The sequence below is a fragment of the Rahnella sp. PD4 genome (assembly GCF_049199325.1).
Classification (GTDB): Bacteria; Pseudomonadota; Gammaproteobacteria; order Enterobacterales; family Enterobacteriaceae; genus Rahnella; species Rahnella perminowiae.
The window spans coordinates 1-18214 of record NZ_JBLZQF010000009.1; the positions used below are offsets into that span (position 1 = coordinate 1).

Consider the following 18214-nt stretch of genomic DNA (forward strand, 5'->3'; position numbering starts at 1 on the left):
CGCTTTCCTCATTCAGTGTCAACCGTTTATTTCATCCGGTTGCCGCTGTTTTTAATCTTTCCGACCCGGTTACTTCGTGATGTTGTTCACGTTGTTCCCTGTCGATGGAGCGGCATTATAGGGAGTTGGATTTTAATGGCAAGCGAATAAATACAGTTTTATTCCGTTTGCCGTTTTTTTATCCAGAAGACGTTATTTATGGCCTTTTGCTATAAAGGAAGGCAATGCGGCAAGGCTTTCCAGTACTGCATCGGCGGCATTTTCACTTACGGAGGTTACGGGCTTGCCGGTACGCACTAAAATCTTATGCCCCACCCCCGCAGCGGCAGCTGCCTGCATATCCTCCAGTTTGTCGCCCACCATATAAGAAGAAGCCATATCAATGCCCAGTTCTTCTTTGGCCGTCAAAAACATCCCGGGTTGGGGCTTACGGCAATCACAAACCTGAGTAAACTCTTTAATGGATCCTTCCGGATGATGCGGGCAGAAATAGATACCATCGAGATCAACCCCGCGATCGGCAAGCGACCAGTCCATCCACTCTGTCAGAGTCATAAACTGATCTTCAGTAAATTTGCCACGTGCGATACCGGACTGGTTGGTAACCAGTACCAGTAAAAAGCCCATCTCTTTTAATTTAAGACAAGCATCAATGACCCCATCGATGAACTGGAAGTTATCGATTTCATGTACATAACCGTGATCGACATTCAGAGTGCCATCACGGTCAAGAAAGATTGCTGAAACTGGTTGTGCCACGAATTTGCTCCTGATGGCTGATTAACGGCGCCAGTATCGCATGTTTTCAATGTCTGTGAGAATGCTAACCTGGTTGACTTAGACGTCTAGACGCCTTAGCATCCACACCATACTACGGAGAAGACCTCCGCAGAGTTAAATTCACCACGTCACGGCAAAAAGACAGAATAAAAAAAATATGATTAAACTTTCTAACATCACCAAGGTTTTCCAGCAGGGTTCGCGCCAGATTGTCGCGCTCTCTGACGTGAGTCTTCACGTCCCTGCCGGACAAATTTATGGCGTCATCGGCTCTTCCGGCGCGGGGAAAAGTACTTTAATCCGATGCGTGAATTTGCTGGAGCGCCCGACTGAAGGCCAGGTATTGGTCGATGGTCAGGATCTGATGTCCTTTTCAGAGAAAGCACTTACCCGTGCACGCCGACAGATTGGCATGATTTTTCAGCACTTCAATTTGCTGTCGTCACGTACCGTTTTTGGCAACGTTGCTTTGCCACTGGAACTCGACAATCTGTCTTCAGCCGCGATTAAAAAGCGCGTCTCTGAACTGCTGAGTCTGGTCGGATTAGAAGATAAGCATGACGCCTATCCTGCCAATCTTTCCGGTGGACAAAAACAACGCGTAGCGATTGCCCGTGCGCTGGCCAGTAATCCAAAAGTATTGCTCTGTGATGAAGCGACCAGCGCACTGGATCCGGCCACAACCCGCGCAATCCTGGAATTGCTGAAAGATATCAACCGCCGTCTGGGGCTCACGATTCTGCTGATTACCCATGAGATGGACGTCGTAAAACGCATTTGCGATCAGGTTGCCGTGATCAGCGATGGCAAACTGATTGAGCAGGATAAAGTGAGCGAGATGTTCTCACATCCTAAGACTCCGCTTGCCCAGCAGTTTATTCAGTCAACATTGCACCTGGATATTCCGGATGATTACGCCGTGCGTCTGTTGACCACGCCTGAAGCGGGTCGAGTGCCCTTATTACGGTTAGAATTTACCGGCCAGTCAGTGGATGCTCCGCTGCTTTCAGAAGCGGTCCGTCGCTTTGACATTAATAATAATATCATCAGTGCTCAGATGGATTATGCCGGTGGCGTGAAGTTCGGGATTATGCTGACAGAAATGCACGGTTCAGAAGAAAACACTCAGGCGGCAATTCGTTTCCTGCATGAGAATCAGGTGAAAGTAGAGGTACTCGGTTATGTCTGAGGCAATGATGTGGTTAATGGGCCGGGGTATCTGGGAAACGGTCATCATGACGCTAACCTCTGGCTTCTTTGGTTTTGTCCTGGGTCTGCCTTTTGGTGTGCTGTTATATGTCACCCGTCCGGGTCAGATTGCAGAAAATAAAAACGTCTATCGCGTGATGTCAGCGCTGGTGAATATTTTCCGTTCTATTCCTTTTATTATCTTACTGGTGTGGATGATTCCGTTCACCCGCATGATCGTCGGTACCTCTATCGGTTTGCAGGCAGCGATTGTTCCGCTGACTGTGGGTGCAGCACCGTTTATTGCCCGCATGGTTGAAAATGCTCTTTTGGAAATTCCAAGTGGTCTGGTAGAAGCCTCCCGCGCGATGGGGGCAACACCGATGCAAATCATCCGTAAAATTTTATTACCGGAAGCTCTGCCAGGATTGGTCAATGCAGCTACCATCACGCTGATCACCCTCGTAGGCTATTCTGCTATGGGTGGCGCAGTGGGTGCGGGTGGTTTGGGTCAAATCGGTTATCAGTATGGTTATATCGGTTATGACGCAACCGTGATGAATACGGTATTAGTCCTGTTAGTGGTTTTGGTGTATTTAATACAATTTTGTGGCGACCGCATTGTAAAAGCAGTCACACATAAATAAAAACAGCTGTAATAGCTACCCTGTGAATGATTTATATCCGTTTATTGAGGAAAGGACATGTCTAACAAATTCAAATCCATTGCCATTGTCGGCGCGCTTCTGGGATCGCTGGCTTTAGTCGGCTGCGGGCCAAAAGAACAAGATCCAAACCATATCAAAGTGGGTGTGATTGTTGGTTCTGAACAGCAAGTGGCAGAAGTTGCACAGAAAGTAGCTAAAGAAAAATACGGCCTTGACGTTGAGCTGGTGACTTTCAATGATTACGTTTTGCCTAACGAAGCACTGAGCAAAGGCGACATTGATGTTAATGCCTTCCAGCATAAGCCTTATCTTGATCAACAGATCAAAGATCGCGGTTACAAACTGGTGCCGGTCGGTAACACATTCGTCTACCCAATCGCCGGATACTCTAAAAAAATCAAATCTATTGATGAACTGAAAGATGGCGATCAGATTGCGTTGCCAAACGACCCGACTAACCTTGGTCGTTCTTTGCTGCTGCTGCAAAAACAAGGTCTGATCAAACTGAAAGACGGTGTTGGCTTGCTGCCGACTGTTCTGGATGTGACCGAGAACCCTAAAAATCTGAAACTGGTCGAACTTGAAGCCCCACAACTGCCACGTTCACTGGATGATGCCAAAATCGCTCTGGCCATTATCAATACCACCTATGCCAGCCAGATAAACCTGACGCCGGAGAAAGACGGTATCTTCGTAGAGGATAAAGAATCTCCATACGTGAACCTGATCGTGGCACGTGAAGATAACAAAGATGCTGAAAACGTGAAGAAATTCGTTCAGGCTTACCAGTCTGATGAAGTGAACGCTGCAGCAAATAAAATCTTCAACGGCGGCGCAGTAAAAGGTTGGTAATTGTCCGAAATCAGGAACGTTACGTTTCTCCTGACTATTCATTTATAAGATAGTAGATTCGCAAATACATCTTTTCATAAATAAATAACAAGGCGGGCATATGCCCGCCTTGTTATTTCCTCAATACCTTGGTTCAATAACGCCACATTCTTTCCTGTAAACATATTAAAAAGCAGAGGATATACCATGCGTGCTTTACCTCTCTGTTTGTCGGCACTTTTGCTGGCGGGTTGTTCCCTGACTCAACACACACAGCCAACACCCCCTGCGCCTGTTGTTAAAGAAGAACCAAAACCTGTCAAACCCAAGCCGGCACCAGTGCGCCCCGCTCCTGTAAAGCTCTATAAAGATGCAGAAGCTTTAGTTGGAACCCCGTTCCGTGATCTTGGCGAAGTCTCCGGCGAATCTTGCCAGAGTGCTCAAAATGATACGCCACCAAGCCTGGCTGCGGCACGGAAGAGAATGCTGACCCGCGCATCCTATATGAAAGCCAATGCCGTGTTGTTGCATCAGTGCCAGATTATCAGCGGCGTACCTGGCTGTTTCCAGCAGGCAATTTGTCAGGGTTCTGCCCTGAACGTCACGTTTAAATGACCTCATTTTCTTTTGAGCAAATAGGGACCATTCACTCGCCCTATAAAGAGAAGTTTGCTGTTCCGCGCCAGCCCGGATTGATTCAGGACGGTGGCGGCGAATTACATCTGCATGCACCTTATAACCAGCCTGAAGCCGTCCGCGGGCTGGAAGAGTTCAGTCATTTATGGGTGATGTTTATTTTTCATCAGACGATGGAAGGCGGCTGGCGTCCGACGGTCCGCCCGCCACGTTTGGGCGGTAACGCGCGTACCGGTGTATTCGCCACCCGTTCAACTTTCCGACCGAACCCGCTCGGAATGTCTCTGATTGAACTGAAAGGGATCCGCTGTCAGGGCCAGGATGTCATTCTGCAGCTTGGCAGTCTGGATTTAGTAGACGGCACGCCTGTCGTGGACATCAAGCCTTACCTTCCCTTTGCAGAAAGCCATCCTGATGCACGCGCAGGTTTTGCCCAGCACGCCCCCGATGCCAATATGCCGGTCGAATTTTTACCTCAGGCAGAACAGCAAATTACCCAACATACGCATCAATACCCGCATCTGCGTCGATTCATCACGCAGGTTTTAGGGCAAGATCCCCGCCCGGCTTATCGCAAGGGTGAAGCCGCAGAGCGCGATTACGCCGTTCGCTTGCTGGAGTTTAACGTCCGCTGGCGGGTCTCAGGCTCAGTGAATCAGGTATTGTCTCTCGACAAAAACTAAATTTCCTCTGCGTCTCTTTTGACAATAGCAACTCGCTGGTAAACTAAACCACTTTTCACGTTTTGGCTGCTCATGGCAGCCCGATTGCAATTTGCAGTGCTAACGGAACCAACAACATCATGCGTACTACTCAATATCTGCTCTCTACTCTGAAAGAGACGCCAGCCGACGCAGAAGTTATCAGCCACCAGCTGATGCTGCGCGCGGGAATGATTCGTAAACTGGCCTCAGGCTTGTATACCTGGATGCCGACCGGCTTACGCGTTCTCAAGAAAGTTGAAAACATCGTACGCGAAGAAATGAACAACGCGAACGCCATTGAAGTGTCGATGCCGGTAGTTCAGCCCGCCGATTTATGGCAGGAGAGCGGACGTTGGGAACAATACGGTCCGGAGTTGTTGCGTTTTGTTGACCGTGGCGATCGTCCATTTGTTCTGGGCCCGACCCATGAAGAAGTCATCACTGATTTGATCCGTAATGAAGTCAGTTCGTACAAGCAATTGCCACTGAACTTCTTCCAGATCCAGACCAAATTCCGTGACGAAGTTCGTCCGCGCTTTGGTGTGATGCGTTCCCGTGAATTCCTGATGAAAGATGCCTACTCGTTCCACACAACACAGGAATCTCTGCAGGAAACTTACGATGCAATGTACGCAGCCTACAGCCAGATCTTCAACCGCATGGGCCTGGATTTCCGTGCCGTGATGGCGGATACCGGTTCTATCGGCGGCAGCGCATCTCATGAATTCCAGGTTCTGGCACAAAGCGGCGAAGATGATGTCGTGTTCTCGGACTCTTCGGATTTCGCGGCTAACATTGAGTTCGCTGAAGCGCTGGCTCCGGCGACTCCGCGCGCTGCAGCAACCGAAGCAATGCGTGTTGTTGAAACACCCAATGCCAAAACCATCGCTGAACTGACTGAACAGTTCCAGGTGCCGGTTGAGAAAACCGTGAAAACGCTGATGGTTCACGCAACAGCGGAAAGTGGCCATAAACTGGTGGCGCTGCTGGTTCGTGGTGATCATGAGCTGAACGAAATCAAAGCGGAAAAATTGCCACAAGTTGCTGTACCACTGACTTTCGCAACGGAAGCTGAAATTCGTGAAATCGTTGCTGCTGGTCCGGGTTCACTGGGTCCGGTGAACTTGCCGATGCCAGTTGTTGCTGACCGTTCCGTCGCCGCCATGAGCGATTTTAGCGCAGGTGCTAACATCGATGGTCAGCATTACTTTGGTATTAACTGGGATCGTGATGTTGCGCTGCCAGAAGTTGCCGATATCCGTAACGTCGTTGCTGGTGATCCAAGTCCGGATGGCCAGGGTACTTTAGTTATCAAACGCGGTATCGAAGTCGGTCATATCTTCCAGCTCGGAACTAAATATTCAGAAGCGATGAATGCGACCGTTCAGGGCGAAGATGGCCGTAATCAGGTAATGACCATGGGTTGTTACGGTATCGGCGTGACCCGCGTGGTCGCTGCGGCGATTGAACAGAACCATGATGACCGTGGCATTATCTGGCCGGATGCTATCGCTCCGTTCCAGGTCGCTATTTTGCCAATGAACATGCACAAATCCTTCCGCGTGAAAGATGCGGCAGAGGCGTTGTATAAAGAACTGCGTTCACACGGTATCGATGTGATCCTCGACGATCGTAAAGAACGTCCGGGCGTCATGTTTGCAGATATGGAACTGATCGGTGTGCCGCATCAGGTGGTGATTGGTGATCGTAATCTGGATGCAGAAGAGCTGGAATACAAAAACCGTCGCACCGGCGAAAAGCAGATGATCAAACAAAGCGATATCATTGAATATCTGCTGAGTCAGATCCCGCGTTAAGATCGGATAACAATTGTTTGCCATAAAAAATGCCCGCTTAAGCGGGCATTTTTATTGATGCTGTTGAGCCAGGCTTTCGTTATTAAAAAACGGTGTGCGCTATTAAGGGCAGGACTTCGTGGCGTCAAATTTGACATTTTTATCTGCCACGACAGCGTTCTGCATCTGCCCTTCTTCCATTGACGGTTCCGTCATGAAATGGCCATCCATAGAAAGGAAGACCAGCTGATTCGGTGCTTTACGTGCCGTAAGGTAGCCTTCTTCCAGTGACTGGTTTGCCGACATCGGGAACACTTTACCGGTCACACAATCTTTAAACGAGGCAACGTCTGCGCTGTATTGCATCATTCCATTCATTGCCATCGGCGTCTGAGGCAAATGTTGCTGCACCGGCTTCAATGTATAGTTGAACTGAGAAGTTATAGGCTCACCGCTCATGTCCAGCATTTCCAGATTTTCATCTTTCGGATGGAAATAACGTTTATCACCCTTGTTGCCAGTCAGCACCAATTTGTCGGCAGTCCGTGCCCAGCGTCCATAACTGGCAAATACCTGATCGCCCTCTTTGCTGCCCTGATATTCCTCCTGAAGAATGTAAGTACCATCCTGTTGCAGGAATAACGACATCTTCAAACCACTGCAATCAGCACACGGCAATACGCCGCTGTAACTCTGCTGCATAGCCTGCAAAGGTTTTTCATGATTGAAGGCGGCAGTATGACAACCGAACAATGATAACGCCCCGAGCGCCAGCACTGCACTAATAATGATTTTTTTCACAGTTTCTCCCCTACTGCTTTTTCCTGGTGCTGCGATAAAAATTGTCCTGCAACACGAATTTAGGGCTAACGTATTTTGCCCCGTAATGCTTTCGTCGCACCCTTGCGAACCTTACTTTCTACCCGGCGAATTTTAGACCCGCGGGTTGGTTTCGTCGCACGACGCGTTTTTTCTATCACCATCGCCTGGGAAATCAATGCTCCCAGCCGGGTCAAAGCCGCTTCACGATTCATCTCCTGACTCCGGTATTCCTGAGCCTTGATAATGACCCAGCCGTCGGCAGTAACAGAATGATGATTAAACGCCAGTAACCGCTCTTTATAGTATTCTGGCAAACTCGACGCTTTAATATCAAAGCGCAAATGGATGGCCGTTGATGTTTTATTGACGTTCTGGCCGCCGTTACCCTGAGCGCGAATCGCGGTTAATTCGATTTCGCTGTCGGGTATTTCCAGTTTTCCGGAAAGAATTAACACACTGATTACCTTGCTTCTTTAACAACAGACTCTTTCCATTCAGAAAAATGAATTTCTAAATTACTCTGAGCATCAGAAAGCCAAATAGTTCCGTCCTGCAAAGTCGCCTGTAAGTTCATGGTACGGTTGCCAAAAGCGGTCAACTGATTGAGCAACTCATCTTCTAAATAACGGATACGCAGGTTCTCAAAACCTCTGACTTTCCCCTCCATTTGTGACCACCAGACTTTTGCCGCACGCTCACCATACGCGTAAAGCACGACTTCGCGCGATTGGTTACAGGCTTTTTTCAGACGCTTCTCATCGGGTAGTCCTAATTCGACCCACAGTTCGATGCCATTGTGATCATTCTTACGCCAGATTTCGGGTTCGTCCTCTGCACTTAATCCGCGGGTAAAAGTCAGTCGTTCGTCAGCATGATAAATCCATGCCAGCAGGCGCAGCATCATGCGCTGTTCTGTTTCGGAAGGATGCTGTGCCAGAGTCAGGCTGACGTCATGAAAGAAATTACGATCCATATCAGCGATGTTGACCGCTGCTTTATAAATGGTTGCTTTTAACGCCATGGTAAACCCCTTGATAATAGACACACAGTGTACTTGAAAGCATCCTGCCGCGACCAGTTTTCCCCCGATGGTCATCCTCAATAATGGTTTTACACAAACGATTTACCTTTACAGGCCTGCTAATAACTCACACTCTCCTGTGCTATAGTCGGTAAATACTGAGAGCTTATCTTTCTGCGCTTTCCTCAGAGGGATACGCTTTTTAGGGAGAACTTATGCAACGATACTGTGAGTTGGTACGCCGTAAATATTCTGAAATCGCCAGCGGCGATCTCGGATATGTGCCCGATGCATTGGGCTGTGTATTGAAAGCATTGGACGAAGTCGCAGCGAATGCTGACCTTCCGTCTTCCGTTAGGGATCAGGCGGCCTACGCCGCCGCTAACTTATTGGTGAGCGATTATGTCGATGAATGATGAGTACCAACCCATCAATTGTGATGACTACGATAATCTTGAGCTCGCCTGCCAGCATCATCTGGTTTTGACGCTGAAGATGCGTAGCGGAGAAGTCGTTGAGGCAAAAGCCAACGATCTGTTAATGCGTAAAAAAGTGGAATATCTGGTGGTTGAGGTCAACGGCGAACAACGGGATCTTCGTCTGGATCACATTGAAAGCTTTAGCCATCCGGAAATTGGCACCGTTGTCGTCAGCGCTGAATAGCGATAACGATCGTCAATTTAACTCACGGGCAATCTCAGGATTGCCCGTTTGCATTTTACGATAAGCTTATTTTTGCAGCGGTGTCAGACTGGCGTAATATGCCGCCAGGTCACTGATATCCTGATCAGATAATGATGAACTAAAAGCCTGCATAATTCCCGCCTGCCCGCCACTTCTCTCGCCTTTTTTGTACGCGTGCAGTGACAGCGCCAGATAATCAGCATTTTGACCGGCAAGATTAGGGTAAATCGAATTAACGGCTTTACCCGTTGCACCGTGACATGCCGCACAACTGGCTGATTTAGATTGCCCGTCAGTCACGTTTCCGCCCGCCAGAGCAGGTGAAGTGATTAACATTAACAGCGCGATTCCTGCCACCGTTCTTTCCCCGACTTGCATCACTATTCCCTCAGGCAAATGACCACAGCCCCAATAAAGTGCTCTTTTGTTTATTACGCAGCTGACCAGACGATCCGCCATAACGCTTCGTTATTTTCAGTAAGAGACTGGCGGGTAGTAAACCAACCCGGTGCAGCCATCAGTTGATCATTATAATAAATCAAAGGAATACGATCCCGCTCCCATGGCGGTACACCTAATTCAGACCACAATTTTTTTGCCTGACGGGCACGATCCCGCCCGACCTTTTCGATAATTCCCTGTACCTGAAATCGCACAGTGATCTTTTCATCAGCACGTGGCTGGCGGATCAAACAATCAGCCGTCTGCGCGGTAAGAACATGATCCGCAATCAGACAACCCAGACCGTCTGGCAGCACCAGTTTTTCGACCGGATCCCAACAGAGGATCTGATCTTTAAGAGGCTGGTGTTCCGGCAATACATACAGACGCTGACGGAAACGCCGGACCATCATTTTCCCCAGCACTAACTGCGCCTGCGCATCTTCGCGACTTAAAGCGACTTCGTCCCATATTCTCTGCAATTGCTCACGCGAAGGCATTCTTGCGCCACATGCTCCCAGCCAGCGTCGTAATAACGCAGAGCGCCTCACCGCCGAGACATGTCTCAGCCCGTCTACCGACAAACTGCCTTGCTGGTCAGTGAGTGTTTTCAAAGATTCACTGAGTAATTCATCCAGCAACGCTTCCTGCTCTGCGCAAAGTAACGCGCTGCGGGCTGTAGCCTGAGCAAAGTGAGGCCAGCGGGCATAAAGATCAGGCAAAATATCCAGCCGCAAAAAGTTACGATCAAAGCGTGCATCCCGGTTGCTGTCGTCTTCGATCCAGGCAAGCTGATGCTGCGTGGCGTAAGCCTCAAGCTGGTTACGACTTAGATCAAGTAAAGGCCGTAACAAACGATATCCCTGAGCCGAACTGTCCGCGCTCATCGCCGAGAGACCAGCAGGCCCGCTCCCGCGTTTAAGCGCCAGCATAAAGGTTTCGCATTGGTCATTCAGGTGCTGTGCTGTCAGTAGCACTTCACCGGCCGTCAGGCTTTCAGAGAATGCCTGATAGCGTGCCGTTCGTGCCGCCGCTTCGATCCCACCATCCTGCGCATTGACCTGCACTTTAATCACGGAGAAAGGGATATCTCGCTGCAGACAAAATGTCTGGCAGTGCGCGACCCAGTCATCAGCAAACCGGCTTAATCCGTGATGGATATGCAATGCACGCAGCCTGATGTCCGGCAACGCGTTGTCGCGTAATTCTGCCAGGCCAGCGAGCAGCACGGAAGAATCCAGCCCGCCACTGAACGCCACGCAAAGTTTTCGTGCATCACCGATTTTATTGTGCAGGTGTTGTAAAAGAAATGTCGCCGGTTTTGAATTCATAAGATTATCAGGGTTCGTACAGTTCCAGCGGCAAGCCATCAGGATCGTTGAAGAAAGTGAATTTTTTACCGGTGTGAGGATCGGTTCTCACAGGCTCACAGATAATACCCGCTTCGGTAAGTGCGGAAACGGACTGGTCAATATTTTCAACGCTGAACGCCAGATGACGTAATCCGCATGCCTCAGGATGACTTGGCCGGGCGGGTGGATGCGGGAAGCTGAATAGCTCAATGGTGTATTGACCCTGGAGCGCAAGATCGGCTTTCCAGGAATCGCGTTCCTCACGGTAAAACTCACCCAGCAACGTGAACCCGAGAATGTCACAATAGAAGTGTTTGCTGGCCTGATAATCAGCGCCAATGATGGCGATGTGGTGGATCTGGCGAAGGTTAAGCATAGTCATGTCCTGTTGATTTATGATCTGCACGTTACTCAGCGCATCCGGACACGTCAATAAAAAGCCCTCCTGAAGAGGGCAGTTTGCTAGCTGGCTTCCGGAAGCTTTAAGACTTTGACCAGATATCGTCCGTCTTCTGTGAGCCGCGTTCCATGAATATCGGTTTCAAAGCCGGGATAACGCTCGCCTATCGAGCAAAGCATGATCAGGAAATCGAGCACGGCGCGGCTTTCTTCCGTGATCACCTCTCCCGGCATCACCACCGGTACTCCCGGCGGATAAGGCAGGATCATGTTTGCTGATACTTTGCCGACCAGTTCGTCAATGTCGCATTCATCAACATGGCCACGAACCTGATGCTGGAACATTTCGTAGGGCGTCATTTTCATTTCCGGCAGCACATCAAACGCCTCCAGCATTAAGCGTGGCAAATCGTGACGAACAATCAGTTTATGGATCCCTTGAGCCAGATCCTGAATACGCATGTTGCGATAAAAATCAGGATCTTCCGCATATAAATCCGGCAGCATATTTTTAATGCGCAGGTTAAGATCATAACTGCGCTTAAAATCCGTCAGGCCGCGCATCAGACTCATAGATTTGGTTTTATCAATGCCGATACTGAACAGGAAAAGCAGATTGTACGGGCCTGTTTTTTCAACAACTACCCCACGTTCATCCAGGAATTTGGCTACCAGCGCCGCCGGGATCCCCTCCTCTTCCAGCTTACCTGTTTCATCCATGCCTGGTGTCAGGATCGTCACTTTGATCGGATCCAGAAACATATGATCGGCATCTGCGTGCGCAAAACCATGCCAGTTCTGATCAGGATTTAATGGCCAGCACTCGGCCTCATCAATATGCTCAGGCTGCCAGATATCAAAGAACCAACCCTCAGTTTCTTCGCGTAACCGCTGGATCTCTTTACGGAAATGTAGTGCACGTTCAACCGAACGGTTAATGAGACGTCGTCCTGGATTACCACGCAACATCGCTGCGGCCGTTTCTGCGGAAGCCACAATACCGTAATTAGGTGATGTTGTAGTGTGCATCATATAAGCTTCATTAAAGGTACTTTCATTGTAATCGCCCTTAATGTGAATCATTGAGGCCTGCGAGAAAGCTGCCAGTAGTTTGTGCGTTGATTGTGTTTCGTAAATGACTTTCCCCGGAATGCGCTCGCCGCTCATTCCGCTTTTACCGTCATAAATCGGATGAAAATTAGTGTATGGCACCCATGCGGAATCGAAATGAATCGACGGAACATCCAGTGTGCTTTTGATGTAATCTGTGTTGTACAGCAAGCCGTCGTAGGTAGAGTTAGTGATCACGGCGTGGACAGGCCAGGTAGCGCCCGCGGTCTGCGCAATTTTCTCTTCGATACTTTCGCGGGTGAATTCACGCTTAGGAATTCCGCCAAGAATGCCATACGCGTTGCGATTGGGCCGCAAATAAACCGGTACGATATTGGTCATCATCATCAGATGGGCGAGCGATTTATGACAGTTGCGGTCAATCAGTACCGTACTGCCCGCCGGTGCCGCATACATTCCGACGATTTTATTGGCTGTTGAAGTGCCATTAGTAACGATATAACTTTGCTCGGCACCGAAAGTGCGGGCGATATATTCCTCCGCCTCGAGATGCGGCCCCGTGTGGTCAAGCAGGGAGCCAAGCTCCGTCACAGAAATCGACACATCGGCTTTCAGTGTTTTGGCCCCGAAGAAATCATAGAACAACGTTCCGACAGGGCTTTTTAAAAACGCTGTACCGGCCATATGGCCGGGCGTACAAAAAGTATATTTCCCTTCTTCAACATATGTAAATAGCGCTTTAGTCAGCGGTGGCGTAATGGTATCGATGTATTCATCAGTGTACTGGCGGATGCGTTTGGCAATATCCTCAGCCGCACTCAGGGCATATTCAAAGAAATAGAGCACCATGCGCATTTCATTAACGTCCACATCAAGCGTTGAATGCGTATTGATGAAAGCGTACAGCGGCAGATATTCATTCAGCTCATTAATGGCTGTACACAGCTCTTCACTGTGCTGATCCCAGTCAAAAATTGCGCCGCAAATACGGGCATTATTTTCGATGAGTTTGAGCAGATCTGCGCGGTCACGTGGATAAATGACCTGAAAACCAAGAAGTGTCAGCGCACTATCCAGTTCACGGATCGGCTCGTCTTTGTAGTAAGCCCCTTCCGGGCGCATGATAGCGATAATATTCATCTGACAAATCCTTCTGTTGTTTATTCTCTCAGGTAATTATAGAAACACGGTTAGTGCCTGCTGTGTACCCTTTACCGATGCGTTTACAGTGAATGGAGGAATATTTAAGAATGCTGGAAAGATCCAGCGATGAAAACGGACAATAAAAAAGGCCACGCTTTGCGTGGCCTTTTGAAATAACGAACAAGATCAGCAGTAGCCGTAAGTCATCAGACGCTGATAACGACGGTTACGCAGTTCTTCTGTACTCAGAACATCAAGATCACTGAGGTCAGCTTCCAGCTGTGCACGCAGGGAAGCCGCCATTGCTTCTACGTTACGGTGAGCGCCGCCCAATGGTTCAGGGATAACGGAGTCGATCAGTTTCAGTTCTTTCAGACGCGGTGCAATGATGCCCATCGCTTCCGCAGCAAGAGGGGCTTTATCCGCGCTCTTCCACAGAATTGACGCACAACCTTCCGGTGAGATAACCGAATAGGTGCTGTATTGCAACATGTTAACTTTATCGCCCACGCCGATAGCCAGTGCGCCACCAGAACCGCCCTCACCAATAACGGTACAGATAACCGGGACGTTCAGACGAGACATTTCGCGCAGGTTACGGGCGATCGCTTCAGACTGACCACGTTCTTCAGCACCCACGCCCGGATATGCACCCGGCGTGTCGATAAAGGTGATAATTGGCAGTTTGAAACGCTCAGCCATTTCCATCAGACGTAACGCTTTGCGATACCCCTCGGGAGCGGGCATACCGAAGTTACGACGAATTTTCTCTTTCGTTTCACGGCCTTTCTGATGACCAATGATCATCACAGCACGTTCACCCAAACGGGCGATACCGCCAACGATAGCTTTATCGTCTGCGAATGCACGATCACCCGCCAGTTCATCAAAATCAGTGAAGATATGTTTGATGTAATCGAGCGTATAAGGGCGACGAGGATGGCGTGCCAGTTGGGCAATTTGCCAGGCACCCAGATCAGAGAAAATCTTACGAGTCAGTTCAACGCTTTTCTCGCGCAAGCGTGCAACTTCTTCGTCCAGATTAATATCTAATTTTTCGTCTTGACGGCTGACTGCAGTCAGCGAGTCAATTTTCGCTTCCAGTTCCGCAATCGGCTGTTCAAAATCAAGAAAATTCAGACTCATAGCATTCCTATTTTAGTCAAATTCCAGTTCCACCTGCTCTGTACCGACCAGGCCTCGCAAATCCAGCAATAGTTTGTCCGTTGGCGTAACACGCCATGACGCCCCGAATCGTAGCCGGGCTCTTGCGTTTTCTCGTTGGTAATACAGATGCACTGGTATCGTCCCCGATCGATGAGGTTCCAACGATTGGCGGAGACGGTTCAAAAGCTGGTCATCAATTTGCCTGTCAGTCAGCGAGATAGCAAGACCGCGAGCATATTTTTCCCGTGCTTCACTGATGTCCATTATATCGCGGGCCATCATTTTAAGCCCGCCACTGAAGTCATCAAAGCTGACCTGTCCTGTGGCGATAAGGATACGGTCTTTTTCCAATAAATGCTGGAATTTTTCCAATGCTTCAGTGAACAACATGACTTCAAGACGACCCGAACGGTCGTCAAGTGTACAGATCCCAATACGGTTACCCCGTTTGGTGACCATCACGCGTGCAGCAAGGACAAGCCCGACCGCGACGGTCATTTTGCCCCGTTCCGTCGGGTGCATATCTTTCAAACGCTGGCCACCGCCATAACGTTCAATTTCTTTCAAATATTGGGTAATAGGATGGCCGGTCAGATACAGACCGAGCGTCTCACGTTCGCCATCAAGAACCGTTTGTTCCGGCCATGGCATTACATTCGCGTAAGATTTCTCAACCTGCTCAGGTGCTTCTGCCAGCACACCAAACATATCAACCTGACCAATTGCCTCAGCTTTAGCATGTTGATCTGCGGCTTTCAGTGCGTCGCTTAAGGAACTCATCAGCGCGGCACGATGGGGTCCCAGACGGTCAAACGCCCCGGACATAATCAGCTTTTCGAGGATACGTTTATTAAGCTTTTTGACGTCAGCACGCGCGCAAAGATCAAACAGTTCTTTGAAATAGCCACCTTCGTTACGCGCTTCAATAATGGCTTCAATCGGGCCTTCACCCACGCCTTTAATCGCGCCGATGCCGTAAACAATTTCGCCTTCATCGTTGACGTGGAAATGATAAAGGCCGCTGTTGATATCAGGCGGCAAAATTTTCAGCCCCATACGCCAGCATTCATCCACCAGTCCGACCACCTTTTCGGTGTTATCCATATCAGCCGTCATTACCGCTGCCATGAATTCCGCCGGATAGTGCGCTTTCAGCCACAGCGTCTGATACGACACTAAAGCATAAGCCGCTGAGTGAGATTTGTTAAAACCGTAACCGGCAAATTTCTCTACCAGATCGAAGATTTTAATCGCCAGTTCGCCGTCAATACCGCGAGATTTGGCCCCTTCTTCAAAGCCACCACGCTGTTTGGCCATCTCCACCGGGTTTTTCTTACCCATCGCACGGCGGAGCATGTCTGCGCCACCCAGCGAGTAACCGGCCAGAACCTGCGCAATCTGCATAACCTGTTCCTGATACAGGATAATGCCGTAGGTCGGCTCCAGCACAGGTTTCAGCGATTCATGCTGCCACTGGATATCCGGATAGGAAATCTCTTCGCGACCGTGTTTGCGGTCAATAAAGTTATCCACCATGCCGGACTGCAACGGGCCCGGGCGGAACAGCGCCACCAGTGCGATCATATCTTCGAAGCTGTCAGGCTTCAGACGTTTGATCAAATCCTTCATACCACGTGATTCAAGCTGGAATACCGCCGTGGTTTCCGAGCGTTGCAGCATGTCGAAGCTTTTTTTGTCATCCAGCGGGATGGCCGCAATGTCCAGCGGTGCCTCACCGGCTTTCGCCCGGCGGGCGTTGATCATCTCCAGTGCCCAGTCGATGATGGTCAGCGTGCGCAGGCCGAGGAAGTCGAATTTCACCAGTCCTGCGTATTCCACGTCATTTTTATCGAACTGCGTGACCGGATGGTTACCTTCGGCATCGCAATACAGTGGCGCAAAGTCGGTAATTTTGGTGGGCGCAATCACCACACCACCGGCATGTTTACCGGCGTTACGGGTGACACCTTCAAGCTGACGCGCCATGTCGATAAGCGACTTAACTTCTTCGTCAGCTTCGTAGATCTCTGGTAATTGCGGCTCAGCGGCAAATGCTTTTTCAAGCGTCATCCCAGGATCAGGGGGCACCAGTTTGGAAATGCGATCAACGAAACCATAAGGATGACCCAGAACCCGGCCCACATCGCGGATTACCGCTTTGGCCGCCATCGTACCGAAAGTGATGATCTGCGAGACCGCTTCGCGGCCATACATTTCTGACACGTGATCGATGACACGGTCGCGTTTTTCCATGCAGAAGTCGACGTCAAAGTCGGGCATGGAAACACGTTCAGGATTAAGGAAACGTTCGAACAGCAGGTCAAACTCGAGCGGATCCAGATCGGTGATTTTCAGGGCATACGCCACGAGAGAACCTGCACCGGAACCGCGCCCCGGCCCGACAGGCACGCTGTTGTCTTTCGACCACTGGATGAATTCCATTACGATCAGGAAGTAACCGGGGAAACCCATCTGGTTAATAACTTTAAGTTCGATGTCCAGACGCTCGTCATATTCAGGGCGTCTTTGTGCGCGCACTTGCGGATTCGGGAATAAAAACTCAAGGCGTTCTTCCAGTCCGATTTTTGATTTTTCGACCAGAAAATCTTCGGTGGTCATATCACCGGTCGGGAACTGCGGCAAAAAATACTCACCCAGACGGATGGTCACATTACAACGTTTGGCGATTTCCACACTGTTTTGCAGCGCTTCAGGCACATCCTCAAACAGCTCGCACATCTCATCTTCGCTGCGCATATATTGCTGAGATGTGTAATTTCGCGGACGTTTAGGGTCATCGAGCGTAAAGCCATCGTGGATCGCGACACGAATCTCATGAGCATCAAAATCACCCGGCACCATAAAGCGTACATCGTTGGTTGCCACTACTGGCAAACCACGTTCGGTCGCCAGGGCGACTGCCGCATGCAGATAGTTTTCTTCGTCTGCACGGCCGGTGCGGATCAATTCGAGATAATAGCGATCGGGGAAATACTGCTGATAGAAATCCAGGCACTGGCTGACTTGCAGATCATTTCCGCGGATCAGAAACTTACCGACATCACCCATTCTCGCGCCGGAGAGCAGGATCAGACCTTCATTCAGTTCTGCCAGCCATTCGAGATCAACGATCGGGCCGGCGGCGCCGTAACCGCGCTGATACGCTCTGGAAATTAATAACGTCAGGTTCTGGTAGCCCTGATTATTCATCGCCAGAACCGTCAGCTGTGCCAGTTCATCACCCAGGATTTCGCTTTGGACATTCACATCTGCACCGATAATCGGTTTTATGCCCGCGCCGTGTGCCGCGCCGTAAAACTTAACCAGTCCGCACAAGTTAGTGAAATCGGTAATCGCCAGAGCAGGCATGCCGAGTGACGCTGCGCATTTCACCAGCGGGCCTACCTTCGCAAGCCCATCCACCATGGAATAGTCGCTATGTACACGCAGATGAATAAAACGAGGTTCGGCCATATCCAGAGTCCAGAAATGAGTGAATTAAGGGTTTGTG

General features: G+C 49.7%; 18 protein-coding genes. 8 read left to right on the forward strand and 10 right to left on the reverse strand.

The annotated features are described in order from the left end of the window. Positions 1-192: 192 nt before the first annotated feature. Entirely contained in the window at positions 193-759 is a 567-nt protein-coding gene (gene gmhB, locus ACOZIO_RS19465) for a D-glycero-beta-D-manno-heptose 1,7-bisphosphate 7-phosphatase (RefSeq protein WP_217218733.1), read from the reverse strand. A gap of 178 nt (positions 760-937) precedes the next feature. On the opposite strand from gmhB, the gene metN reads away from it, so the two are divergent. The 6 genes from metN (at position 938) to proS (ending at position 6624) form a co-directional block, all read left to right on the forward strand. Beyond that, positions 938-1969, forward strand: coding sequence for a methionine ABC transporter ATP-binding protein MetN (gene metN / locus ACOZIO_RS19470; RefSeq protein WP_129955001.1), 1032 nt, complete (start codon positions 938-940; stop codon positions 1967-1969). After that, positions 1962-2615, forward strand: a complete 654-nt coding sequence (locus ACOZIO_RS19475; RefSeq protein ID WP_015696115.1) for a methionine ABC transporter permease MetI — start codon at positions 1962-1964, stop codon at positions 2613-2615. The genes metN and ACOZIO_RS19475 overlap by 8 nt, the downstream gene beginning before the upstream one ends. A gap of 57 nt (positions 2616-2672) precedes the next feature. Beyond that, positions 2673-3488 carry a MetQ/NlpA family lipoprotein gene (locus ACOZIO_RS19480; protein ID WP_129955000.1) on the forward strand — a complete coding sequence of 272 codons (816 nt, stop codon included), beginning with the start codon at positions 2673-2675 and terminating at the stop codon, positions 3486-3488. 186 nt (positions 3489-3674) lie between these two features. Continuing rightward, positions 3675-4082 carry an Rcs stress response system protein RcsF gene (rcsF, locus tag ACOZIO_RS19485; RefSeq protein ID WP_129954999.1) on the forward strand — a complete coding sequence of 136 codons (408 nt, stop codon included), beginning with the start codon at positions 3675-3677 and terminating at the stop codon, positions 4080-4082. Further along, entirely contained in the window at positions 4079-4786 is a 708-nt protein-coding gene (gene tsaA, locus ACOZIO_RS19490; protein ID WP_129954998.1) for a tRNA (N6-threonylcarbamoyladenosine(37)-N6)-methyltransferase TrmO, read from the forward strand. The genes rcsF and tsaA overlap by 4 nt, the downstream gene beginning before the upstream one ends. 119 nt (positions 4787-4905) lie before the next feature. After that, positions 4906-6624 (forward strand): proline--tRNA ligase, encoded by a 1719-nt coding sequence (gene proS, locus ACOZIO_RS19495; protein WP_129992067.1) that lies wholly within the window; start codon positions 4906-4908, stop codon positions 6622-6624. 102 nt (positions 6625-6726) lie between these two features. On the opposite strand, the gene nlpE is transcribed toward proS, so the two are convergent. The 3 genes from nlpE to ACOZIO_RS19510 form a co-directional block, all read right to left on the reverse strand. After that, positions 6727-7404: an envelope stress response activation lipoprotein NlpE gene (nlpE, locus tag ACOZIO_RS19500; protein WP_421595604.1), complete on the reverse strand. Its 678-nt coding sequence runs from the start codon at positions 7402-7404 to the stop codon at positions 6727-6729. 65 nt (positions 7405-7469) lie between these two features. Further along, positions 7470-7880, reverse strand: a complete 411-nt coding sequence (arfB, locus tag ACOZIO_RS19505) for an alternative ribosome rescue aminoacyl-tRNA hydrolase ArfB (RefSeq protein ID WP_129992066.1) — start codon at positions 7878-7880, stop codon at positions 7470-7472. A 5-nt stretch (positions 7881-7885) separates the two neighbouring features. Then, entirely contained in the window at positions 7886-8446 is a 561-nt protein-coding gene (locus ACOZIO_RS19510) for a YaeQ family protein (protein ID WP_421595605.1), read from the reverse strand. 215 nt (positions 8447-8661) lie between these two features. Here ACOZIO_RS19510 and ACOZIO_RS19515 point away from each other — a divergent pair, with 215 nt between their 5' ends. Both ACOZIO_RS19515 and rof read left to right on the forward strand, forming a co-directional pair. Then, the gene (locus ACOZIO_RS19515) at positions 8662-8862 is read left to right on the forward strand and encodes a YaeP family protein (RefSeq protein ID WP_129954993.1); all 201 of its coding nucleotides are present in this window, start codon (positions 8662-8664) and stop codon (positions 8860-8862) included. After that, complete coding sequence (gene rof / locus ACOZIO_RS19520; protein ID WP_129992064.1) at positions 8849-9109, forward strand: Rho-binding antiterminator; 261 nt, start codon at positions 8849-8851, stop codon at positions 9107-9109. The genes ACOZIO_RS19515 and rof overlap by 14 nt, the downstream gene beginning before the upstream one ends. A gap of 66 nt (positions 9110-9175) precedes the next feature. Here rof and ACOZIO_RS19525 read toward each other — a convergent pair whose 3' ends face one another. The 6 genes from ACOZIO_RS19525 to dnaE form a co-directional block, all read right to left on the reverse strand. After that, a complete protein-coding gene (locus ACOZIO_RS19525) occupies positions 9176-9466 on the reverse strand; it encodes a c-type cytochrome (RefSeq protein ID WP_421595606.1) in 291 nt (96 codons plus the stop codon). A gap of 95 nt (positions 9467-9561) precedes the next feature. Further along, entirely contained in the window at positions 9562-10902 is a 1341-nt protein-coding gene (gene tilS, locus ACOZIO_RS19530) for a tRNA lysidine(34) synthetase TilS (protein WP_421595607.1), read from the reverse strand. 7 nt (positions 10903-10909) lie between these two features. After that, the gene (locus ACOZIO_RS19535; RefSeq protein WP_129954989.1) at positions 10910-11299 is read right to left on the reverse strand and encodes a VOC family protein; all 390 of its coding nucleotides are present in this window, start codon (positions 11297-11299) and stop codon (positions 10910-10912) included. 86 nt (positions 11300-11385) lie between these two features. Then, positions 11386-13533, reverse strand: coding sequence for a lysine decarboxylase LdcC (locus ACOZIO_RS19540; RefSeq protein WP_129954988.1), 2148 nt, complete (start codon positions 13531-13533; stop codon positions 11386-11388). 189 nt (positions 13534-13722) lie between these two features. Then, positions 13723-14682 carry an acetyl-CoA carboxylase carboxyl transferase subunit alpha gene (gene accA, locus ACOZIO_RS19545; protein ID WP_013574209.1) on the reverse strand — a complete coding sequence of 320 codons (960 nt, stop codon included), beginning with the start codon at positions 14680-14682 and terminating at the stop codon, positions 13723-13725. Between the two features lie 12 nt (positions 14683-14694). Next, the gene (gene dnaE / locus ACOZIO_RS19550; RefSeq protein ID WP_129992063.1) at positions 14695-18177 is read right to left on the reverse strand and encodes a DNA polymerase III subunit alpha; all 3483 of its coding nucleotides are present in this window, start codon (positions 18175-18177) and stop codon (positions 14695-14697) included. Positions 18178-18214 lie beyond the last annotated feature (37 nt).